General features: G+C 50.1%; 17 protein-coding genes. All 17 read left to right on the top strand.

All coding sequences use genetic code 11. From position 1 onward, the window contains the following. Positions 1-86: 86 nt before the first annotated feature. The 17 genes from yfmF to alaS all read left to right on the top strand — a co-directional run bounded on the left by yfmF (position 87) and on the right by alaS (position 23,399). Positions 87-1,334 carry an EF-P 5-aminopentanol modification-associated protein YfmF gene (gene yfmF, locus FD32_RS05440; RefSeq protein ID WP_047769764.1) on the top strand — a complete coding sequence of 416 codons (1,248 nt, stop codon included), beginning with the start codon at positions 87-89 and terminating at the stop codon, positions 1,332-1,334. Positions 1,335-1,339: 5 nt separating this feature from the next. Then, a complete protein-coding gene (gene yfmH, locus FD32_RS05435) occupies positions 1,340-2,638 on the top strand; it encodes an EF-P 5-aminopentanol modification-associated protein YfmH (protein WP_047769762.1) in 1,299 nt (432 codons plus the stop codon). 85 nt (positions 2,639-2,723) lie between these two features. Then, entirely contained in the window at positions 2,724-3,815 is a 1,092-nt protein-coding gene (locus FD32_RS05430; protein WP_047769760.1) for a helix-turn-helix domain-containing protein, read from the top strand. 18 nt (positions 3,816-3,833) lie between these two features. Continuing rightward, complete coding sequence (gene pgsA, locus FD32_RS05425) at positions 3,834-4,418, top strand: CDP-diacylglycerol--glycerol-3-phosphate 3-phosphatidyltransferase (RefSeq protein WP_047769758.1); 585 nt, start codon at positions 3,834-3,836, stop codon at positions 4,416-4,418. 121 nt (positions 4,419-4,539) lie between these two features. Beyond that, the gene (locus tag FD32_RS05420) at positions 4,540-5,787 is read left to right on the top strand and encodes a competence/damage-inducible protein A (protein WP_047769756.1); all 1,248 of its coding nucleotides are present in this window, start codon (positions 4,540-4,542) and stop codon (positions 5,785-5,787) included. Positions 5,788-5,877: 90 nt separating this feature from the next. Further along, complete coding sequence (gene recA / locus FD32_RS05415) at positions 5,878-6,948, top strand: recombinase RecA (RefSeq protein ID WP_047769753.1); 1,071 nt, start codon at positions 5,878-5,880, stop codon at positions 6,946-6,948. Between the two features lie 395 nt (positions 6,949-7,343). Continuing rightward, complete coding sequence (rny, locus tag FD32_RS05410) at positions 7,344-8,867, top strand: ribonuclease Y (RefSeq protein ID WP_235803775.1); 1,524 nt, start codon at positions 7,344-7,346, stop codon at positions 8,865-8,867. A 199-nt stretch (positions 8,868-9,066) separates the two neighbouring features. Then, a complete protein-coding gene (mutS, locus tag FD32_RS05400) occupies positions 9,067-11,664 on the top strand; it encodes a DNA mismatch repair protein MutS (protein WP_420323857.1) in 2,598 nt (865 codons plus the stop codon). 10 nt (positions 11,665-11,674) lie between these two features. Beyond that, complete coding sequence (gene mutL / locus FD32_RS05395; RefSeq protein WP_047769748.1) at positions 11,675-13,705, top strand: DNA mismatch repair endonuclease MutL; 2,031 nt, start codon at positions 11,675-11,677, stop codon at positions 13,703-13,705. Between the two features lie 19 nt (positions 13,706-13,724). Next, on the top strand, positions 13,725-14,321 hold the full coding sequence (ruvA, locus tag FD32_RS05390; RefSeq protein ID WP_047769746.1) for a Holliday junction branch migration protein RuvA: 597 nt from the start codon (positions 13,725-13,727) through the stop codon (positions 14,319-14,321). 12 nt (positions 14,322-14,333) lie between these two features. Further along, positions 14,334-15,359, top strand: a complete 1,026-nt coding sequence (gene ruvB, locus FD32_RS05385; protein ID WP_082126080.1) for a Holliday junction branch migration DNA helicase RuvB — start codon at positions 14,334-14,336, stop codon at positions 15,357-15,359. 2 nt (positions 15,360-15,361) lie between these two features. After that, positions 15,362-16,438: a tRNA-guanine transglycosylase gene (locus FD32_RS05380; RefSeq protein WP_053003076.1), complete on the top strand. Its 1,077-nt coding sequence runs from the start codon at positions 15,362-15,364 to the stop codon at positions 16,436-16,438. A 50-nt stretch (positions 16,439-16,488) separates the two neighbouring features. Continuing rightward, on the top strand, positions 16,489-16,941 hold the full coding sequence (gene yajC, locus FD32_RS05375) for a preprotein translocase subunit YajC (RefSeq protein WP_047769742.1): 453 nt from the start codon (positions 16,489-16,491) through the stop codon (positions 16,939-16,941). A gap of 145 nt (positions 16,942-17,086) precedes the next feature. Continuing rightward, positions 17,087-17,986 (top strand): phosphogluconate dehydrogenase (NAD(+)-dependent, decarboxylating), encoded by a 900-nt coding sequence (gene gnd / locus FD32_RS05370; protein ID WP_047769740.1) that lies wholly within the window; start codon positions 17,087-17,089, stop codon positions 17,984-17,986. 163 nt (positions 17,987-18,149) lie between these two features. Next, positions 18,150-19,100, top strand: a complete 951-nt coding sequence (locus FD32_RS05365; protein ID WP_047769738.1) for a DHH family phosphoesterase — start codon at positions 18,150-18,152, stop codon at positions 19,098-19,100. A 13-nt stretch (positions 19,101-19,113) separates the two neighbouring features. Continuing rightward, positions 19,114-20,487 (top strand): DEAD/DEAH box helicase, encoded by a 1,374-nt coding sequence (locus FD32_RS05360; RefSeq protein ID WP_056962131.1) that lies wholly within the window; start codon positions 19,114-19,116, stop codon positions 20,485-20,487. Between the two features lie 257 nt (positions 20,488-20,744). Next, positions 20,745-23,399, top strand: a complete 2,655-nt coding sequence (gene alaS / locus FD32_RS05355) for an alanine--tRNA ligase (protein WP_047769734.1) — start codon at positions 20,745-20,747, stop codon at positions 23,397-23,399. Positions 23,400-23,530: the final 131 nt, after the last annotated feature.

Here is a 23,530-nt window from a genome sequence, read left to right as displayed (position 1 = left end):
GTGCTGACTTCGTTTGTAATTTGTGGCCATTTAACGTATCATTATTCAGTATGCAAACGAGCTTTAATAAAGGGGGAACGATACTCGTGCATTATAATCTCGCTCGTGGGGTTAACCTTGACGTTATCCCGACGAAACAGTTTAAGGCAAATCAGATTCTCATTAATTTTACGACGCCCCAGACGCACACTAATGCCACCGCCCGTAACCTCGTGGCCAACGTGCTGGAGACAAGTAGCAAGAAGTACCCGACTCAGACGGCCCTTGCCCGTCGCCTCGCCCAACAGTATGGGACATACATCAGCATGGGGGTTGGCCGGGTTGGCCTACTTCACACGGTTCGCTTGAAGGCCGGCTTTATTAATGACCAGTTGGCCCACACTAACCTGTTCGACCAGGTGATCGCCCTAATCCGTGAAATTTTATTTAACCCCCTGGCATCCGATGGGGCCTTTGACCAAGCAACCTTTGCGCGGCAGGCCCATAACCTGGGTGCCACCATCAACAGCTACTATGATGACAAGCAATTTTGGGCAGCCCGTCGCTTGCTGGACCTTTACTACGCCGATGATTCGGTAATGCAAACACCGAGTTTCGGTAAGGCTAGTGAGATTGCTGGGCTGACGGCGCAAAACCTCTACCCGGTTTACCAGTCAATGATTGAGGATGACCGGGTTGATATCTTGATCATTGGGGACCTTGACGAACAGGAGGTTATCAGGGCCATCCAGCAGCTGCCATTTAACGATCGTCAAATTGACCTCGGTCAGATTATTTATGACCAGCGTCCTTATCGCCAAATCCAGCGTCAGGTTGAGTATCAGCAGCTGAGCCAGGCCAAGCTAAATCTTGGTTACCAGCTACCGATTCATTATGGGCACGCCCTGTATTACGCCGGCCTGGTATTTAACGGCCTTTTCGGGGGCAGCCCGTACTCAAAGTTGTTTACAAATGTTCGTGAAAAGGCAAGTCTTGCTTACTATGCCTCAAGTCGGTTGATGCCTTTCAATGGTTTACTGACGGTACAAACGGGGATTAAGTCTAGCGACGCCCGCCGGGTTGAGGAACTGATCAATGCGCAACTCAAAGAGGTTCAAGAAGATAATTATAGTGACCAACGACTCAACGAAGTTAAAGCGGGGCTCATCAACCAGTACCGTTCCGGTAATGACCTTGCCGGTAACCTCCTGGAGCGCCAACTAGTTCGCAACCTCCTGGGTGTTCAGCAGGCCGATATTCCGGCAGCGTTTAACGCCGTTACCCGGGCAGAAATCCAACGGGTCGCCCGGTCACTGAAGCAACAAGCAGTATATTTATTAAGTGGTGAAAATTAAGTTATATGGAAAAGTATTTTTATCAAGACTTTAATCGGTCAACCTACCACCAGCAGTTAGCAAACGGGTTAAACGTTGTCCTAATGCCGATGCCTGGTTTTAACAAAACCTACGCAATGATGACGACCAACTTCGGCTCAATTGATAACTGTTTTGTCCCTTATAGTGGTCAGGAACCCATCCACGTTCCCGATGGGGTGGCACATTTTCTTGAACATAAGCTTTTTGAAAAGAAGGATTACGACGCCTTTGACCTGTTCGGCAAACTCGGCGCGGACTCGAACGCTTTTACGAGCTTTACCCAGACTAGTTACCTATTCTCCACGACTAGCCACCTCCATGAAAACATTGATATTCTCCTCGACTTTGTTCAGCAGCCCTACTTTACTGCCCAGACGGTCCAAAAAGAGCAGGGGATTATCGGCCAGGAGATTCAGATGTATGATGATGATCCAAACTGGCGACTTTACCTGGGGATGTTGGGCAACCTTTACCCCCATGACCCGATGCACATTGACATTGCCGGGACCGTGGAGTCCATTAGTAAAATTACACCGGAAATCTTGATGGAGAATTACCGGACTTTCTACCAGCCCAGCAACATGACCTTACTACTGGTTGGTAACTTAGATCCGGAGGAGACGATTAAGTGGGTAGTGGCTAACCAGGAGAAAAAGGACTTTGCTCCCCAGGAAAAGCCGGACCGTCGGTTTAAACTCAACGACCCGACCGGTAAGGATGTAATTCCCTTTCGTTCCTTAACGATGAATGTTAACCGGCCTAAGGTGATGGTCGGCATTCGCGGGCTGAAATCCTTTGACGATGGGCGGGCCCGGTTAAAGTATAAGCTGGCGGTTGACCTACTTTTGGATGTCCTGCTGGATGACACGTCCGATAACTATTTGCGCCTCTATGATGAAGGGGTTATTGACGACTCGTTTAGCTATAACCTGGACATGCAAAGGGCGTTTTACTTCGCGTACTTCAGCACGAATACGGACCAGACGGAGAAGTTTGCTGATGAGGTCATGCGAATTCTAGAGGACGCCGACCAGCAGATTGACCAGGCGGCAGCGCGTTTTGAAGGGGTTAAACGCGGTGAATTGGGACGGCTGATTGGCCTGCTCAACTCACCGGAGACAATTGGCAACCGTTATGCCGGCCAGCTATTTGATGGGGCCAACCTGATGGATGAGGTCCGGATGATGCGGACAATCACCCTTGATGATTTGAAGGCGGCTGCTGCCGACTTCATCAATCCGGATGGCATGTCGGTTTACCAAATCGTGCCCCAGCACCAATAATATATTTTTCTTAACTTTTACATTTGGACCATCATGATATAATGTCCAATGAGATAGAAACTGATTTTTAATTGGAGATAAGATAATGAGTGAAAATGACAGCGAACAACAAGTAAAAATTGGTAAAAAGCTGCAGAGTGCTCGTCAGGCTAAGGGCTATACACTAGATGACCTGCAGCAAATTACCAAAATTCAAAAGCGGTACTTAATTGCGATTGAAGACGAAAAATTTGATGAACTGCCAGGCGACTTCTACGTCCGTGCATTCATTAAGCAGTATGCTAATACCGTGGGTTTAAACGGCGAAGAATTGCTTCGTGAATACGACGATGACTTGCCAAAGACCAAGACGGCCGAATATTCTGACCACATTTCGCAAGCCGTCGAAACGCGGGCTAGCCAGCGTAAGACCGTTAGTAACGGTGTCAGCAAGGCGCGCCAGTATCTACCGACCGTCATCATTGCCTGTGTGATTATTGTTGTCCTCGCGGCAATTTGGGTAACCGCAATTGCTCGTAGTCACCGTGATAACTCAACGCGGATTGACAACAGCTCCGTTTCCGTTTCCGGCGAAAGCAAGAAACACTCATCTTCCGTTAAGAAGAAGGCGGCACCAAAGAAGACCAGTACGACGATTAAGCTTAAGGAAACTAGTCGGACCGCAACGAGTGTTGTTTACAACGCCAATAAGCTGAAGAGCAAGACTAACCTGCAGTTCCAGACCAGCGCCAGTTCTGTCGTCCGGGTTTTGGATAATAACAATACCGTTTTGAACCGGACACTGAATACTAACGGGAAGGCAAGCGTTGTCGTTAACCGCGACACGAACTCCTTGGTAATTACCGTTACTAACCCCGCAGCTACCAAGATTAAGATTGGCAATCAGACAATCAACTTTACCAACAATGGTCGTAACCAAAACGTGCGGACAATTACGATCAACTTTGGTAAGCAGTCAACGAGCAGCAGTAGTAGTTCGTCAAGCACGGCTAGCCGGACCAGCAGTACGGTAACAAACAACCGGACGACGAACACGACCAACACGGGTACCTCATCGGTCAACACTGGTAACCGTCAACAGCAGACAACCACGACTACGCCAGCAACGACCCGGTCGACGACCACAACTACTCAGACCCAGCAGCCGGCAGCCACTACGACAACGACCACGCGTTAAAACTATGGAGGAATAAAATTGAATTTACCTAATAAGTTAACTGTTGTCCGTTTAATAATTATCCCGTTTTTCCTGTTGCTGATGGTTCTGCCCCTTTCCTGGGGGAGTGTCACCTTTTGGGGAGCAACAATTCCGTTGGCCCAACTGATTGCGGCAATCCTCTTTATTGCGGCGACCATCACTGATAACCTGGACGGCCGGATTGCCCGGAAGAACCGCCTGGTTACTAACTTCGGGAAGTTTACCGACCCTTTGGCCGACAAACTCCTAGTAATGACTGCTTTTATCGTTTTGACGGGGAACCATGTTGTCCCTGCCTGGGTAACGTCAATTATTATCTGGCGTGAACTTGCGGTTACGGGGCTCCGTCTGCTATTGGTTGAACAGGATGGAATTGTCCTGGCCGCCAAGATGCCGGGAAAAATCAAGACGACCACACAGTTTATTGCAATCATCTTCCTGCTCTTAAACAACGTGATCTTTGCCATTTGGAACATTCCGTTTGGCCAAATCATGCTCTACATCTGCCTGTTCTTTACCATTTACTCAGGCGTTGATTACTTTATTCAGGGCCGGGATGTCTTTTCTGATGGATTTAAATAAACGTATTTTTGGCGGTGACTGGGGAAATAATTTTTCCCCGGTCCCTTTTTAATTGAGCCGTTATACAATTGTTGATGGGAAAACAACCTGTTTGCGTATTTAATATTTAGGAGGTTAAAAAATGAATGCCGAGATTATTTCTGTGGGAACAGAACTGGTGCTGGGACAAGTTGTCAACACAAATGTCCCCCTATTAGCTAAGACACTGGCAAAACTTGATATTGCTGCTCCATACCAGGTGACAATCAAGGATGAGCGCCAGCAAATTGAAGACGCAATTGAGGCGGCCTGGCGTCGGGCCGACTTGATCTTTGTATGTGGGGGCCTAGGACCAACGGCTGACGATGTGACGCTAAAAAGTACTGCAGCTGCCCTTAATACGAGTCTGACGACGGATCAAAAACACTGGCAGTGGATTAAGCAGGTCTTTAAGAGACGGCAGATTAAGTTGCTTAATGAAAATATTCAGCAAGCCCGTTACTTAACCGGTGGCCAGCCGCTGGCAAATCCTGCTGGTCTAGCGTTAGGTAGCTGGTACTCAACTGATGGCCGTGTCGTGGTAGTTTTGCCCGGGCCACCGGCAGAGTTTAAGGCGATGCTGGAAAAGAGCGTTGAACCGCGCCTGGTTGCAACCTTTGGTAGCGGTCAGCGGATTGCTAGCCGGACGATGAATTTTCTTGGTCGGCCGGAATCGACACTGATGGAAGAAATTGGCGAAGCAACAAAGAAGTTTAGCCAGGTTACCGTGACTTCCTATGTCCAGCCGAGTCGGATTCAGGTCCGATTGACAGTTCCTGATTTATCTGCCAGTAAAGCCGAGCGGGTGTTGGGGGCAACGGCGGACGCTATCCTGAAAGTTGATCGCCAATACTTCTTCGGCTTTGGTGATAATTGTTCGTTGGTCAACCAAGTTGTCAGTCTCCTCAAAAAACAGGGGAAAACGATTACGGGGGCGGAGAGTCTGACTGGGGGGATGTTCCAAAGCACAATCTGCTCTGTTCCCGGGGCATCGAATGTCTTTAACGGGGGCTTCGTTACCTATGCAGCTGGTGCTAAGGAGAAGCTGCTTGGCATCGCACCAGAAGTCATTGATCAACACGGGGTCGTTAGCGCTGAAACGGCCCGGGCGATGGCCGAAAAAAGCCGGGAGAAACTTGATGCCGACTTTGGCCTGGCCTTTACGGGAGTTGCCGGTCCCGATGCGCTTGAAGGCCAAGTGGCGGGGACAGTTTGGCTCGGCCTGGCCATTCGGGGACAACAAACGCAGACCAAGCTTTTGCACCTGGCAGAATACAGTGGCCGGCAGGAGATTCGGAACCTCAGCGTCCAGTACGGACTACAGATGATTTACCAACAGTTACGAGAATAATCGAACCGCTGTTCGCATTTTTCTTGTTTTTTAGCCCAAAAACTGGTATTGTTAATTGACGGATAAGACCTTGTAAAGGAGGAATTTAATTTGGCAGACCAGCGTAAGGCAGCATTGGATGTTGCACTGAAAAAAATTGAAAAGAACTTTGGAAAAGGTTCAATCATGCGCATGGGTGATGCCGCCGATATGAAGATTGCCACAATCTCTAGTGGCTCTTTAGCCATTGATAAGGCCCTTGGTGTTGGTGGTTACCCCCGTGGTCGAATTGTTGAAATCTACGGTCCCGAAAGTTCGGGGAAGACAACGGTTGCTCTGCACGCGGTGGCGGAAGTCCAGCGGCAGGGGGGCACGGCAGCTTACATTGATGCCGAGAATGCCCTTGACCCACAATACGCCGAAGCATTGGGTGTTGATGTAGATAACCTATTATTGTCACAACCAGATACCGGTGAAGAGGGGTTAGCAATTGCGGATGCTCTGATTGCCAGTGGGGCGGTTGACTTGGTCGTTATTGACTCGGTTGCGGCCCTTGTTCCCCAGGCTGAAATTGACGGTGATATGGGAGATGCCCATGTCGGCTTGCAGGCACGGTTAATGTCACAAGCCCTGCGGAAACTGTCGGGTGAGATTAACAAGACGAAGACAATTGCAATCTTCATCAACCAAATCCGTGAAAAGGTCGGCGTAATGTTTGGTAATCCGGAAACGACAACTGGTGGACGGGCCCTGAAGTTCTACTCCACCATCCGGATGGAGATTCGGCGTGCCGAACAGATTAAGAACGGGACAGACGTTATTGGTAACAAAGCCCGAGTAAAGATCGTTAAGAACAAGGTTGCGCCCCCGTTCAAGCGGTGCGAAGTTGATATTATGTACGGTGAAGGGATTTCCAAGACCGGGGAACTCCTCGACATGGCCGTAGAAAAGGACCTTGTCAACAAGAGTGGTGCATGGTACTCATACGGCAACGAGCGGATTGGTCAGGGACGTGAAAACGCCAAAAAGTGGCTAGCAGACCACCCAGAAAGTATGAATAAACTTATGAATAAGGTCCGGGTTGCTTACGGGATGAAGCCACTGGATGATCAGAATACTGATGGTGAGGATACTAAGGGCTCTAACCAGCAGGAAACAATTGAAAAAGCCAGTAAAAACTAACTAGGACCAGTAAGCAGTTGGCAAACTAGTTAGAACGCGCGAATTTAAGTGGCTGAGAGAAAACGATATTTTTTCGCTAGCCACTTTTGCTTTCTAGAGAATGCAACCTGGTTACGGGGAAATGTATGTCATGTAGTAAGTTGGCTGAATACGAACTACGACTGCTACTTTCGGTGTCAATCAGCGTTTTAAGTTTGGCATCCCGGCTGGCATGAAACTTATTTTTTGACGGCTTATTAATGTTAAGTAGTTGACAATTACTCTTCTGCAAGCTTAAAATTTATTCTGTGTGGTGTAATTTTTGCACGACACGGTGAAATTAATTAACCAACCAACAACAAAATAGTTGAAGCGGGGGTGAAATAGTGCAGTTATTAATTTTCGCCGCGCTTTCTATGGTTGTCGGTCTTATTATTGGCTATATTGTTCGCAAAGCCAGTTACGAAAAGAAACTGGCGGCAGCACACCAGACTGCTGAGGAAATCATTTCAACAGCCAAGACGAAAGCGGAAACGGCGAAAAAGGAATCAATCCTGGAAGCAAAGGACGAGAGTCACCGCTACCGTGAAAGCGTTGAAAATGAACTAAAGCAACGACGGAACGAAATCCAGCGGCAAGAAGACCGCTTGCTCCAGCGTGAGACCAGTCTTGACCACAAGGATACCGCCTTGGAAAAGCGGGAGACCGCACTTGGCAACCGAGAACATAAGGTTGACCAGCTGACGGAAAAACTTCACCGTCAGCAGCAGGCCGCCGACGATTTAGTCGATCAACGGCAGGCGGAATTGGAAAAGGTTGCGCAAATGTCTCATGATGATGCCAAGCAACAACTCTTGGATGAGATGAAGGATAAGCTGAAGACTGAACGTGAAGTCATGATCAGGGACAGTGAACAACAGGCAGAGATGACTGCTGACCGGAACGCTAAGGAACTGATTGTGGAAGCAATTCAGCGGAGTGCCGCGGATGTTGTCTCGGAGGCAACGGTTTCAGTTGTCAACTTGCCAAATGACGACATGAAGGGCCGTATTATCGGTCGGGAAGGCCGGAACATCCGAACCCTGGAAACCTTGACCGGGATTGACCTGATCATTGATGATACTCCGGAAGCAGTGGTCTTAAGTGGTTTTGATCCTGTCCGGCGTGAGATTGCCAAAATTGCATTGGAGAAACTAATTCAGGATGGCCGGATTCATCCAGCGCGGATTGAAGAAGCCGTTGAAAAGGCGCGGAAGCAGATGGATAGTCAGCTCAGGGAGACCGGTGAACAGGCCCTCTTTGACCTTGGAATCCACTCGATGCACCCGGACCTAATTAAGACGGTTGGCCGGATGAAGTACCGGACTAGTTACGGTCAAAACGTCCTGGACCACTCGATAGAAGTTGCCAAACTTGCGGGAATAATGGCAAGCGAGCTTGGGGAGGATGTTGCCCTTGCCAAGCGGGCCGGACTCCTTCATGATATTGGGAAGGCAATTGACCACGAAGTCGATGGTTCCCACGTTGAGTTGGGGGTTGAATTAGCCCGGAAGTACAAGGAAAACAAGGTTGTCGTCAATACAATTGCATCCCACCACGGTGACGTTCCAGCGGGTTCAGTAATTGCGGTCCTTGTTCAAGCCGCCGACGCCATTTCTGGTGCCCGGCCAGGGGCCAGAAGTGAGTCCTTGGAACAATACATCCAGCGGTTGAAGAAGCTGGAAGGCATAGCTAATAGTTATGATGGTGTCGACCATAGTTTTGCAATTCAAGCTGGTCGCGAATTACGGGTAATTGTTAAGCCAAAGAAGATTTCGGACCTTCAGGCAACGACTTTGGCTCATGATATTAAGCAGAAAATTGAACAGCAACTGGAATATCCTGGTCATATCAAGGTGACTGTTATTCGTGAAGTACGGGCAATTGATTATGCTAAATAGGGCTGTACCCGTTATGCAGACTGAAAAAGAGGTTGTGGACTTTCCCCAGCCTCTTTTGAGTTTAAAGCAAAGACAGTTTGTCCCCGGAAGCTTGCACTGGTCAGGGGCAAAAAATATAATTAGACTGTGTGAATATGGACGTATGAGTGAAATTTATTTATTAATGAGGTGAACCTTTGTGGCCAAAAAATTAACACCGATGATGGAGCAGTACCAAAAAGTGAAGGACCAGTACCCGGACGCCTTCCTTTTTTACCGTCTCGGGGACTTTTATGAGCTTTTTAATGATGATGCGGTCAAGGGGGCCCAGCTGTTGGAACTGACGCTGACTACCCGAAACCACAGTGCAAAGAACCCGATTCCCATGTGTGGGGTCCCACACCGGGCGGTTGATAGTTACGTTGATATCTTAATTGATAAGGGGTATAAGGTTGCTATCTGCGAGCAAATGGAGGACCCCAAGAAGGCCAAGGGGATGGTAAAGCGGGCGGTAACTCGACTGGTGACCCCCGGAACCCAGATGGATTTAAACGGCGACCAGGCCCGTAACAATAACTACCTGACGGCAATTAGTGAAAAAAGTGGCCTGTTTAACCTGGCCTACACGGACCTCTCGACCGGGGAGTTAAAGACCACCACCTTTGATAGTGTCAACGGGGTCTTAAATGAGTTGATCAACTTGCAGAGTAAGGAAGTTGTCAGTGCTGGCGACCTGCCGGACGAACTGTTGACAGCCTTCAAGAAGCGGCATATTCTTTTGTCCAAGCAGGAAAAGATCCTCAAGCAAGCGGAGATTAGTTACCTGACCCAGGACCTCGAAGATGATGGGCAAAAGTACGTTGTCAGCCTCCTGGTCTCTTACCTGTTGACGACCCAGAAGCGGTCACTTGCGCACATGCAGCGGGCCATTTATTACCGCGCTAACGCCTTCATGAAGATTGATCACTATTCCAAAACTAACCTGGAATTAATGACGAACATGCGTAGCGGGAAGCGCCAAGGGACCCTGTCCTGGCTGCTTGACGAAACGAAGACTGCCATGGGGAGCCGCCTTTTGAAACAGTGGATTGACCGTCCGTTGATTGACCCCCAGGCAATTGCTGAACGACAGGATAAGGTTGAGGAATTGTTAAACCACTACTTTGAGCGGAGTAATATCCAGCAGGAGCTGATCAAGGTTTACGATCTTGAGCGGCTCGCTGGCCGGGTCGCTTACGGGAGTGTCAATGGTCGCGACTTGATCCAGCTAAAGACCTCCCTGCAGCAGGTTCCCAAGATTAAGTACGTCCTTGAGACTCTTGATTCACCGGTCTTTGAAAACCTAACCACCCGTCTAGACCCCTTGAGTGACATTGCGGGCCTGATTGACCAGGCAATTGTGGAAGAACCCCCAATTGCGGTCACTGACGGTGGGGTGATCAAGGATGGCTACAATGACCAACTTGATAAATACCGGGACGCCATGAACAACGGTAAGCAGTGGATTGCCGACCTGCAGACCCAGGAACGGCAGGTTACCGGGATTAATAACCTGAAGATTGGTTATAACCACGTCTTTGGCTACTATATTGAGGTCTCCAAGGTTAACCTCGACAAGATTCCCCGAGACCGTTACGAACGTAAGCAGACCCTGGTTAATGCTGAACGGTTCTCTACCCCAGAACTAAAGGAAAAGGAGGCCCTCATCCTGGGGGCCCAAGAGAAGTCGGTAGCCCTGGAATACGACCTCTTTGTCAAAATTCGTGAACAGGTGAAGGGACAGATTAAACGGCTCCAAAAACTTGCGAAGGCCCTTTCTGAGTTGGATGTCTTGCAGAGCTTCGCGGTGGTCAGTGAAGACTACCACTTTGTCCGGCCACAAATGAACACTGGCCATAACTTACAGATTAAGGATGGCCGCCACCCGGTCGTTGAAAAGTTTATGGGCCACCAGGAGTACGTCCCCAATGACGTCAAAATGGGTGATAACACGGATATTTTACTCATTACGGGTCCGAACATGTCCGGGAAGAGTACCTACATGCGGCAGTTGGCTTTAACCGCGGTAATGGCCCAGATCGGCTGCTTTGTACCCGCTAGCCGGGCAGAATTGCCAATCTTTGACCAGATTTTCACCCGGATTGGGGCGGCTGATGACCTGATTTCCGGGGAAAGTACCTTCATGGTGGAAATGATGGAGGCCAATAACGCCCTCAGTCACGCGACCGACCGCAGCCTGATCCTCTTTGATGAGATTGGCCGGGGTACCGCCACCTATGATGGGATGGCCCTGGCCCAGGCAATCATTGAGTACCTTCATGAGCACGTCCGCGCAAAAACCCTTTTTTCGACCCACTACCACGAATTGACTAGCCTGGAAAAGACCTTACCCCGGTTAAAGAACGTCCATGTGGGGGCAACCGAGAAAAACGGTGAGTTGGTCTTCCTACACAAGGTTAGTGCAGGCCCGGCCGATAAATCATACGGGATCCACGTTGCCAAACTCGCGGGTATGCCGACAACCCTGCTGAACCGGGCCGATGAGATTTTGAAGGGACTGGAACACCAGGATGTTCAGCTGACGGTTAAAAAGGCCGATCACAAAGACCAGGTCAAGGAAGCTCAATCCCAAGAAAAGCCCGCAGCACCGGCGGTGGAAGCTAATGGTCAGCTGGAGTTGTTTCAACCGCAACCAAGCCGTAAGAGTACTAGCAAGGGCCAAAAGATCCTTCACCAGTTAAAGGAATTGAACCTGATGGGGATGACGCCGATGGAAGTTATGAACCAGCTCTATGAATGGCAGCAAAAGCTAAAGTGAGGTGGACAGAATGGGGCAAATTCACGAATTAAACAATGTCTTAGCGGACCAGATTGCCGCCGGGGAGGTCATTGAACGACCGGCCTCCATTGTTAAGGAGCTAGTCGAAAACTCACTGGATGCCGACAGCAAACGGGTCGATATCATCGTTGAAAATGCCGGCCTTGATAGTATCCGGGTGATCGATGACGGAATTGGAATTGCAGCGGATGACGTGCCGCTGGCCTTTCGGCGGCACGCCACCAGTAAAATCAGCAGCCGTAAGGACCTCTTTCGGGTACAGACGATGGGCTTTCGTGGTGAGGCGTTACCCAGTATTGCCTCAGTAGCAGACGTTGAACTTACCACCGCCCAGGAAGAAAAAGCCGCAGGGACGATGATCCACCTCCGTGGTGGGGAAACCCTCGCCAATAAACCGGCCCCTGCTCGGCGGGGGACAGACGTTCGGGTTACCGACCTCTTTTACAACACACCGGCCCGTCTGAAGTACCTGAAGTCACCCCACACCGAGCTGGCCCGGATTACAGACATCATCAACCGGCTGGCACTGGCAAACCCTAGCGTGGCCTTCAGCTTTACCCATAACGGGAAGGAAATCTTCCGTTCTGCCGGTAACGGTAACCTTCAGCAGGTGGTTGCCGCAATCTATGGTATCCAGGCCGGGAGGAAAATGCTGCCAATCAGCGGGGAAGATGATGACTTTAAAGTGACGGGCTACGTCTCCTTACCAGAGCTGACCCGGGCTTCGCGCCAGTACATCACCATTACGATCAATCACCGTTATATCCGGAACTTTGAACTTACCAAGGCAATTATCCAGGGTTACGAATCGAAGTTAATGGTGGGGCGCTACCCAATTGCGGTGGTCAACATTGACCTGGACCCAGTTTTGGTCGATGTTAATGTCCACCCTGCTAAACGAGAGGTACGTCTTAGTAAGGAGCCCCAGCTCACCAAGCTGATTTCACAGACAATCCGTAATCGGATTGCAACCGAGAACCTGATTCCGGATGTTGATGCGCAAGCTTTTACACCGCCGTCCGCAGACGTGGTTAGTGATTTGCAGCGGCGCCTAAAAGAGGCCGCCCATCCCTATAACGTTGCCCAACCGCAGCCGGCAAGCGCGGCTACTGCTTCGCAACCGGCTCCCGGTGAAGATGCCCCCAGCAAAGAAGATCGTAAGGCTGCGGTGGCCCACGCTGAAAATACCGATGGCGAAGTTAGCGCTCCGGTGATCATCCATAAGGCTAGCGAGTTAAGTTCCGGCCCAATGAGGGAGTTTGATGCGCGTTACCAAAACGAAGGCACGGTTGCTCCGTTTGGAGAAAAGGACCCGCAGACCCAACCGACCACGCCCACCAAGACCGAAAATATGGAACTGGATGTGCATGACAAGAGTGACCAGGCACAGGGACGCTTCCCCGACCTCCAGTATATTGGTCAGCTCCAGGGGACCTTTCTATTAGCCCAGGCTAGTGACGGCCTCTACATTGTGGACCAGCACGCGGCCCAGGAACGGATTAACTACGAGCGGTACCGAAAAGAAATTGGTCAGGTGAGTCCGGACCAGCAGACGTTCCTGGTTCCCCTGGTCTTGAACTACTCAACAGTCGATGCGATGAACATCAACAACCACATCGACCTCTTGGCCAGCGTCGGCCTCCACCTGGAATCCTTTGGTCAGAACAGTTTCCTTCTCCGTTCCCACCCAACCTGGTTTAAGGAGGGGCAAGAAGAGGATACGGTCAAGGAAATGATTGACTGGCTGCTCAAGGATGGCAAGTTAACAGTTCGTCAATTTCGTATGAAGACAGCAATCATGATGAGCTGTAAGCGAGCCATTAAGGCTAACCACCACTTGGATGACCGGGAAGCGCGGGCCCTATTAAGACGCTTACCCCAGTGCGAGAATCCTTTCAACTGTCCCCACGGTCGGCCAGTGACGGTCCACTTTAATGACCGGGACTTGGAGAAGATGTTTAAACGGATTCAGGAATCACACGTTCCGTATGCGGATGATTTTGATGATCACGACTTTTAACTAAAGGAGAATAGTTTCAGTGTATGAATATTTAACCGGGGTGATTAGTATCGTCGCCCCCCAGTACATCGTCATTGACGTTAACGGGGTAGGGTACAAGCTGCTTGTTGCCAACCCTTATCGATTTAAAGAAGACCCTCAAAAGCAGGTGCGGGTTTTTGTTTATCAGGCTGTCCGCGACGATGATATCTCCCTCTTTGGCTTTAATGACCAGGACGAAAAGCAACTGTTTATGCAGCTAATTAACGTTTCTGGAATTGGCCCCAAGAGTGCCCTCGCGATTCTGGCCAATCCGGACCACCAGGGGCTGATTGACGCTATTGCTAATAACAACGTCGGCTACTTGACCAAGTTCCCGGGAATCGGGAAGAAGACGGCCTCCCAGATTGTCCTCGACCTGAAGGACAAGATCACGGCGGTGACGACTACCGGGCCGCTCTTTGCAAGTGCCGATGAGGAAACGGCCGGAGAAAATCCTGCCCTTACCGATGCCTTAGCTGCCTTAAAGGCACTGGGCTACAAGGAACGGGATGTAAAGAAAGTTAAAAAACACCTGCAAGGTAAGCAGAAAACGACGGATGAGTACTTACGGAGTGCCTTACGATTACTCAACTAAGGAGGTTTTGCTGTGAGCGAAGATAATGAAAATAAAGTTTTATCCGACCATGCTCAAGACGAGGCCGAGGAGCAGATGGAATTGACCCTCCGTCCCCAAACCCTGGATGACTATATTGGCCAAGAGAAGGTGAAGGGAAAGCTCCGGGTATACATTGAAGCCGCCCGGGAGCGGGAAGAGGCACTTGACCATGTCTTGCTATACGGTCCTCCCGGCTTAGGGAAAACGACGCTGGCGATGGTAATTGCCCATGAGATGCACGTCAACATCAAGACCACCAGTGGCCCGGCGATTGAAAAGCCGGGGGACCTGGTCGCCCTGCTTAACGAATTACAACCGGGGGATGTCCTCTTTATTGACGAAATTCATCGCCTTCCCAAGGTAGTAGAGGAAATGCTCTATTCGGCAATGGAGGACTACTACATTGACATTGTGGTTGGCGAAGGACCAACCGCCCATCCAGTGCACTTTCCTCTGCCACCGTTTACCCTGATTGGGGCGACCACCAGGGCGGGGATGTTGTCCGCGCCGCTGCGTGACCGTTTTGGAATTGTTGAACACATGAATTATTACAACCAGGACGAGCTGAAACAGATTATTTTCCGGTCTGCCAAGATCTTTAATAGCAAGATTGAAGAGGCCGGCGCCCACGAGTTGGCCCTGCGGTCACGGGGGACGCCCCGGATTGCTAACCGCCTTTTAAAACGGGTTCGTGACTTCGCCCAAGTAGCCAAAAAGCCCAGTATTGATTCGGCAACGGTTAAACAGGCCCTTGACTTACTGCAGGTTGATAGCCATGGCTTGGACGAGGTTGACCGCAAAATGCTGTTGACAATGATTAACTACTACCACGGGGGACCGGTCGGCCTGAAGACGATTGCGGCGAACATTGGTGAAGAGACGAGCACCATCGAGGAGATGTATGAACCATACCTCCTGCAAATTGGCTTTATCAGTCGCACACCACGGGGGCGGATGGTCACGCCGGCGGCTTACGCGCACTTGGGAATCAATTACCCTGATTCAAAGGGGGAATGATGATGGAAAAGGTCAATTTTACGATTAAGCACCAGGCCAAAATGAGCCGTACAGGGCAGCTGCAGGTTAAAGGACAGGTCCTGCAGACACCGCTGGTGGTTCATGCGGGGCTGACGGTGCAAAGCCTCCCGGCCAAAGAGATTGCCAAACTCGGTGGTCAGGCAATTAAGCAGGAGGTCTTTGACTACTGGTTAAGTGAGACGAAGGCCGCTGAGTTTGGTGACCTTCACCAGCGTTTACACTGGTCGGGATTAATCGTCGGTGATCCGGGCACCAGCCGGGCCTACCAGTGGGCCAAACCACGGGGCCGGAAGAAGGATGGGGTGCGTTTTCACGACCCCCAAACCGGACAGTTAAAGTTCTATACTCCTGAAGAGGCAATGGAATGGCAAGAAAAGGTGGGGTGCGACTTTGTGACAAGCTTTGACCGCTGGAGTGACTACTACGCACCGGTGGACGATTTAAAAGCGGCAGCAACGCAGACGGCCTCCTGGCTGGGGACACCATCAGATGGCCTTCTGGCGTCGGTTGTCGGCGGTGGGTTAAAGCGTGTCCGGATGATCAGTGCCCAGGCAGCTAGTTGCCAGTCGTTTGCTGGATACGCCGTGAAAGGAATTGGCAATAACGTGAAACTACGCGAACAGGCACGCCTGATGCGGGAAGTGTTGACCATGCTGCCGGAGAAGGGCCTTCATTACTTGACCGGGAGCAACTCGTTGGAGGGGACCCTGCTCGCGATGCTGGCGGGTTACGACCTGGTTGATAGTGACTGTGCCGTAGTGGAAGCCCACCACCACGTTGCCTTTGTGCAGACTAACCGGCTCCATCTTGACAAGCAGCACTTTGTTAGCGACCAGCGACCAATTGATGCCAATTGTCAGTGCCCGGTTTGTCAGGCAGGGTATAGCCGGTCCTACCTTCACCAGCTATGTGAACAGGGGGCCGCTCTTGGCGACGACCTCTTGATCGTCCATAACCTCTATACCTTGAACCAACTTGCGGAAACAGCTCGCCAGGCAATTAACGCCGGCGTGGTTCACAACCTAGCTGCTGAATGGGCGATTGACGAGCTAGAGTAGCTTTTTTACTGAAAGTTTGTTAAAGTTGAATATGAAAATTTTTGAAGGGAATGGAAATAATCGTGAACATTTTAGACTTCTTAACGTTGGGGGCATCTTCTTCTAGTGCTACCTTCTCCAGCTTTATCCTGATCATCCTGATGATTGCTTTAATGTACTTCTTCATGATTCGGCCACAGCAGAAGCAACGGAAGCAACACCAAGAGATGATGAACGACATGCACAAGGGGGATGAAGTTGTTACCATCGGCCGTCTCCACGGTAAGATTGACAGCATCAACAAGGAAGACCGTACAGTCACCTTAGATTGTGAAGGAATTTACTTGACCTTCGACATGGTTGCAATTGCCCGGGTAGTAAAGAGCTCAACTGCTGCGCCCGCTGAAAAGAAGACGGCAAGTGAAGATTCTGCTGCAGAAAGGCCTGCAGAAAAACCTGCTGAGGAAGAAAAAGCCGACAGCAAGCCGGCTGACGACAGCGATGCTGGTGAGCAAGCAAAATAATAATTGACTAATTTGTGAAAACGTGCGAAACTCTTAACTGTTGATTAGTTAAGGGTTTTTCTTTTGAAAGCCCTTTAGTTTCTTTACACTTGTCAAGGCCAGCATTTCTTTGACAAGACTGTTAAATCACAGGAGGGAATTTTAGATGCAAATTGGATTGATTGGTTTGGGTAAGATGGGTATTCACCTTGCTCAAAATATGTTGCGTAATGACAACGATGTCGTTGCTTTTGACCTCAACAAGGATGCAGTTAAGGAAGCCGGTTCTTACGGGGCCCAAACTGCCTTCACCCTTGATGAAATGGTTGAAAAGTTAGCTACTCCACGGACAATCTGGGTAATGGTTCCAGCTGGTAAGCCAACTGATGCAACGATGGAACAACTTGCCGCTAAGCTTTCTGCTGACGACGTTGTTATCGACGGTGGGAACACTTTCTGGAAGGACTCCTTAAAGCACAACCGGATGCTGACGGAAAAGGGAATCCACTACTTTGACTGTGGTTCTTCAGGTGGCTGGTGTGGTGCCCTTGAAGGTGGTAACTTCATGATTGGTGGCGATGACAAGGATGTCTTCGAACGGATTCGCCCACTCTTTGAAGGTATTTCTCAAAAGGACGGTTATCTTTACACTGGTAAGGCCGGTTCTGGTCACTACCTGAAGATGGTCCACAACGGTGTTGAATACGGGATGATGGAAGCCATTGGTGAAGGTTTCGAAGTTCTGGAAGCTTCTGACTTCAACTACGACAACGCTGCCGTTGCTAAGCTTTGGAACCACGGTTCCGTAATTCGTTCATGGCTGATGGAACTGGCCGAAGACGCCTTTGAAAAGGATCCCCACCTGGACAAGATCCAAGGTCGGATGCACAGTTCAGGTGAGGCACACTGGACAATTGCCGACGCCATGGACCACAGCGTTCCAACACCAGTTATCTACGAAGCCCTCTGTGCTCGTTTCAAGTCAATGCAAGAAGACACCTTTGATGGTAAGGTCGTTGCCGCACTGCGGAACGGCTTCGGTGGTCACGCTGTTGACAAGAAGTAATAATTCAATATTGTTAAGCACTAGTGCTTAACGTAAATAACCCGCTTTGTTTGGTTGATCCGAATGAAGCGGGTTTTGCTTTGCATCATCAAACTTTGGTTAAAAGCCTTTTTTTGGTATACTTAATTATTAGACATTTCAAAATTAAGGAGCAGAAATAATCATGGCTGATCAACTTGGCGAAATCTTTAAGCAGATCAAGAAGTACAACAAAATCATTATTCACCGTCACCAGCGCCCCGACCCGGACGCAATTGGCTCCCAGGTAGGCTTGGGAGAAATCCTCAAAGCATCGTTTCCCTACAAGCAAATTTACCTGGTTGGTAAACACATTCCAGGATTTGACTGGATTGGGACGATGGACGATATCAGTAGTGCCACCTTTGATGACGCCTTGGTGATTGTCACGGATACCGCTAACGCTCCGCGAATCGATGACCGCCGCTTTAACAATGGGGACAAGTTGATCAAGATTGACCACCACCCAAATGATGAACCATTCGGTGACTTAATGTGGGTCCAGCCGTCAGCATCCAGTTGCTCAGAGATGATTTACGACTTTTACCAGCACTTTGCTGACGAATTGACCCTACCGAAGAAGGCGGCTCACGCCTTGTACGCGGGGATCATCGGTGATACCGGCCGCTTTTTATACCCGGCAACGACCCCGCGGACAATGTTAGTTGCTGGTGCCCTGATGGCTGCAGGAGCTGATGCAGCGGCGATCAGCCGGCGCGAAGACGAGATTAGTCTGCCAGTTGCCCGTTTATCGGCATACGTTTACGAGCACTTAACAATCCTCGACCACGGGGCGGCTTACGTTGTCTTGACGGATGAAATCTTGAAGAAGTTTGGTTTGACCGAGGCGGGAACGTCGGCAGTGGTTTCGTTACCAGGCCGGATTAAAAACGTTAGTGCCTGGGCAATCTTTGTTCAACAAGAGGACGGTCACTACCGGATCCGCCTGCGGTCAAAGGGACCATTCATCAACGAGCTGGCAAAGCATCATGATGGTGGTGGTCACCCACTTGCTAGTGGGGCCAAGGCCAAGGATGAGACAGAGATTAAGCAGGTAATTGCGGAACTGGCCCAATTGGCCCAAACCCAAAAGTAAGGAGAGGATCACAATGTCAAACGAAACATTTAACGACTTTAATTTAAAACCCTACCTGGTTAAGGCCGTCACGGCCATTAACTTCCGTACCCCAACACCTGTTCAGGAACGGGTAATCCCGGAAGTTATGAAGGGGCAGAGTGTCGTTGGTCAATCGGCGACCGGGAGCGGGAAAACCCACGCTTTTCTCTTGCCAATCTTTTCCCGGATTCAAGAAGATGACCAAAGTGTCCAGGCGGTGATCACCACCCCTAGTCGTGAGCTGGCTTACCAGATTTACAATGCCGCTAAGCAGCTGAATAAGTTTGCTGACCAGCCGTTGACAATTCACAACTATGTCGGCGGTACGGACAAACAACACCAGATTGACCAACTGGAACGTAAGCAGCCCCAAATTGTAATTGGGACCCCCGGTCGGGTGCTGGACCTGATTAAGTCCCAATTTCTCGACATTCACACGGCAACGATGTTTGTAGTTGATGAGGCTGATATGACCCTTGATATGGGGTTCTTGGAGCAGGTTGACCAGATTGCCAGCCACTTTCCGGAAGACCTCCAGATGATGGTCTTCTCGGCAACGATTCCCCAAAAACTACGGCCATTTTTGAAGAAGTACATGAAGAATCCAGTGATGGAAGAAATTCCGACCGCGACGGTCATCAATCCCGATGTTGAGAACTGGTTAATGTCTACCAAGGGGAAGGATAAGAACCAGCTGATCTACCGTCTCTTGACCCTTGGTGAACCCTACCTGGCACTGGTGTTTGCTAATACCAAGGAACGGGCGGGAGAACTGACCCGGTACCTGAGTGAACAGGGCTTAAAGGTGGCAATGATCCATGGGGGCCTTGAACCCCGGCGGCGGAAGCGGACAATGCGCCAGATTCGTAAACTCGACTTCCAGTATGTCGTGGCAACCGACCTGGCGGCTCGTGGAATCGACATTGACGGGGTCTCCTTGGTGATCAATGACGACTTACCGACTGACCTCGAGTACTTTGTCCACCGGGTTGGTCGGACGGGCCGCAACGGGATGAAGGGAACCGCAATTACCCTTTACGAGCCCGCCGAAGACGACCTGATTGCTAAGCTGGAAGACCGGGGAATCACCTTTGTCCCTAAGGAGTTAAAGGGTGGCCGCATTGTCACGACCCACGACCGGAACCGGCGCAAAAAGTTTAAGCACCGGAAAGAAGAACTTGATCCGTCCATGAAGGGCTATGTCAAAAAGACCAAGCGGAAGGTTAAGCCGGGCTACAAGAAACGGATCAAGCGGGCAATCAAGGAGGATGAACAGCAAAAGCGGAAGCTCGAGATGCGTCACAAGATGCGGAAGGCTAAACGGCAGCGTCAACGTCAACACCGCCGGGAGCGAAACGCCCGTTGATTTTTTCTGACGGGTCCGCTATAATATGGTTCGTTTGGGATATGCCATTATAAATACTACTTTCAGAAACGGCTGGGGTGCTGTGACAGTCGAGGGTATTGTGGTGGTGCTCCCCATTCTTACTAATCTGAATACAACCCGGTTTAACTGGGATTAAAGAGGTAAACGAAATCCATCGTTGCAAGCAGAGTGGTACCGCGTCAGTTGGGCGTCTCTGTTAGCAAGGGTGGATTTTGTTTTTAGAAAGGAAGAGGACAGTGAAAGAGCTAAAGAAGCTTAACAGTGCGCAAGTACGGCGCATGTACCTGGAATTCTTTAAGGAACACGGTCACAAGATTATGCCAAGTCAATCCTTGGTGCCAGTCAATGACCCGACCTTGCTATGGATCAACTCCGGGGTCGCCACAATGAAGAAGTACTTTGATGGGAAGGTTGTTCCGGAAAATCCGCGGATGACGTCTTCGCAAAAGAGTATTCGGACTAACGATATTGAAAACGTGGGTAAGACGGCGCGGCACCACACCATGTTTGAAATGCTGGGGAATTTCTCAGTCGGGGATTACTTCAAGAATGAAGTTATTCCCTGGGCCTGGGAACTGCTGACCAGTGACAAGTGGTTTGGCTTTGACCCCGAACGTCTTTACATTACTTACTACCCAAAGGATCACGATGCTTACAATAAGTGGCGTGAAGTTGGGGTTGCTAAGGACCACCTGATTCCGGACGAAGATAACTTCTGGGACATCGGTCAGGGCCCTTCTGGTCCAGATACGGAAATTTTCTACGACCGTGGCCAGGAATTTAATAACCTGGCAGATGACGATCCCGAAAACTATCCTGGTGGTGAAAACGAACGCTACCTGGAAATCTGGAACATCGTTTTCAGTCAGTTCAACCACACACCAGAAAACACTTACGAACCACTGCCGCACAAGAACATTGATACCGGGATGGGGCTGGAACGGGTCGTTTCAATCTTTGAAAACGCCCCAACTAACTTTGAGACCGACCTGTTCATGCCGCTGATCAAGCAGACGGAAGACTTCTCCGCTGGTAAGAAGTACGGGGCCAACAAGGCTGACGATATCCAGTTCAAGATCATTGCGGACCACATTCGGACAATCACCTTTGCAATTGGTGATGGTGCCCTGCCATCCAACATGGGACGGGGTTACGTCATCCGACGGTTGTTACGGCGGGCAGTTGTTGCCGGCAAGAAGCTGGGCATCGATAAGCCATTCTTGGCTAAGATGGTCCCAACCGTTGGTAAGATCATGCAGGACTACTACCCAGAAGTCTTGAAGAACGCCGACTACATTTCCTCCGTCATCAAGTCCGAGGAAGACCGCTTCAGTGCGACCCTGAATGGTGGACTTAACCTGTTGAATAACGTTATTGAACAGGCCAAGAAGGATGGGACGAACGAAATCGATGGGCGGACCGCCTTCAAGCTCTACGACACATATGGCTTCCCAATTGAGTTGACGAAGGAATACGCTACCGACGAAGGACTCACCGTTGACCAAAAGGGCTTCGAAGCCGCAATGACTGAACAGCAAAACCGGGCCCGGAATGCTCGGGACATGGATAACGGGATGGGTGTTCAGACCGACCTGTGGACTGAATTTAAGGACCCTAGCGAATACGTTGGTTACACTGACTTGACGGTTAATGACGCCAAGGTAATCGGCTTGGCCCATGACGGCAAGCAGGCCGACATCGCCCAGCCAGGAGACGATGATGTCGAGGTTATCTTCGACAAGACCCCATTCTACGCCGAAATGGGGGGCCAGGTTGCTGATACTGGTGACATTATTGATAACTATGGCAACACGGTTGGTCGGGTTGTCGATGTTCAGCACGCACCAAACCAACAAAACCTGCACCGGGTTGAACTAAAGTCCCCACTGAAGAAGGGGGCCCGCTACAAGCTGGTTGTGGACCGTCTTCGTCACTTAAAGATTGAAAAGAACCACACGGCAACCCACCTGCTGGACCAAGCACTGCGGAATGTCCTCGGTGGTCACACCCAACAGGCCGGGTCCTTAGTTGAAGAACACTACCTCCGTTTTGACTTCAACCACTTTGGCCAGGTTACGGCCAAGGACTTAGCGGCGGTTGAAAAGATGGTTAACGAACAGATCTTTAAGGAGATTCCGGTTAAGACCATTGAAACTGATATTGACTCTGCTAAGGAAATGGGTGCCATCGCCCTCTTCTCCGACAAGTACGGTGATAAGGTCCGGGTTGTTAAGATTGGTGATTACAACACCGAATTCTGTGGTGGTGACCACGTCAAGAATACTAACGAACTGGGTCTCTTTAAGATTATTTCTGAAGGAGGCGTTGGTGCTGGCATTCGGCGGATTGAAGCGGTCACCTCGAGTGATGCCTATGACTTCCTGCAGAAGCGGAACGCAATGCTGGAAGAAGTTGCTAGTGATCTGAAGGTGGCCCAAATTAAGGAAGTTCCTCACCAAGTTGCTAGCCTCCAGGACGAGTTAAAGCAGGCAAATAAGCAGGTCGAGGCACTGCAAGCCAAGATCGCTGCCCAACAAGCCAACAGCGTCTTTGATAACGTTGAGGAAACGAAGGGTGGTAAACTGATTGCTGCTGAAGTCAAGGTTGCTGGAATGGGTCAGCTGCGGCAACTGGCTGATTCCTGGCGGGCAAAGAAACTTTCCGACGTCCTTGTCTTAGGGACTGCGAACGACGGTAAGGCTAACCTGCTGGTTGCGGTTAGTGATGATAAAGTTAAGGATGGCTTAAAAGCCGGTGACCTGATCAAAGCCATCGCCAAAGCAATTAACGGTGGCGGCGGTGGTCGGCCAAACCTCGCCCAAGCCGGTGGTAAGAAGCCAGAAGGAATCCAAGACGCCCTCAAGCTAGCTAAGGAATATTTGAATAAGTAAACCATAGTATACGAAAGGGGCTGTGACATAAGTACTTTTACTAAGTTCAAATACGAACAGCGCGGTACGCAAATGGGGGTTGTGACAAAAAGCCTCTGAATCAGAAGCTCCATTCGGAATTTGACAAAAAT

This window comes from Limosilactobacillus panis DSM 6035, assembly GCF_001435935.1.
Taxonomy (GTDB): Bacteria; Bacillota; Bacilli; order Lactobacillales; family Lactobacillaceae; genus Limosilactobacillus; species Limosilactobacillus panis.
This window is presented reverse-complemented; position numbering and strand designations above follow the sequence as displayed.

Bases quoted from the DNA above. Each gene is read 5' to 3' on its own strand.
- FD32_RS05365 (WP_047769738.1), top strand. From the start codon at position 18,150: ATGGCTGATCAACTTGGCGAAATCTTTAAGCAGATCAAGAAGTACAAC.
- yajC (WP_047769742.1), top strand. From the start codon at position 16,489: ATGGAAATAATCGTGAACATTTTAGACTTCTTAACGTTGGGGGCATCT.
- rny (WP_235803775.1), top strand. From the start codon at position 7,344: ATGGTTGTCGGTCTTATTATTGGCTATATTGTTCGCAAAGCCAGTTAC.
- mutL (WP_047769748.1), top strand. From the start codon at position 11,675: ATGGGGCAAATTCACGAATTAAACAATGTCTTAGCGGACCAGATTGCC.
- FD32_RS05360 (WP_056962131.1), top strand. From the start codon at position 19,114: ATGTCAAACGAAACATTTAACGACTTTAATTTAAAACCCTACCTGGTT.
- FD32_RS05380 (WP_053003076.1), top strand. From the start codon at position 15,362: ATGGAAAAGGTCAATTTTACGATTAAGCACCAGGCCAAAATGAGCCGT.
- mutS (WP_420323857.1), top strand. From the start codon at position 9,067: ATGATGGAGCAGTACCAAAAAGTGAAGGACCAGTACCCGGACGCCTTC.
- yfmH (WP_047769762.1), top strand. From the start codon at position 1,340: ATGGAAAAGTATTTTTATCAAGACTTTAATCGGTCAACCTACCACCAG.
- gnd (WP_047769740.1), top strand. From the start codon at position 17,087: ATGCAAATTGGATTGATTGGTTTGGGTAAGATGGGTATTCACCTTGCT.
- FD32_RS05430 (WP_047769760.1), top strand. From the start codon at position 2,724: ATGAGTGAAAATGACAGCGAACAACAAGTAAAAATTGGTAAAAAGCTG.
- FD32_RS05420 (WP_047769756.1), top strand. From the start codon at position 4,540: ATGAATGCCGAGATTATTTCTGTGGGAACAGAACTGGTGCTGGGACAA.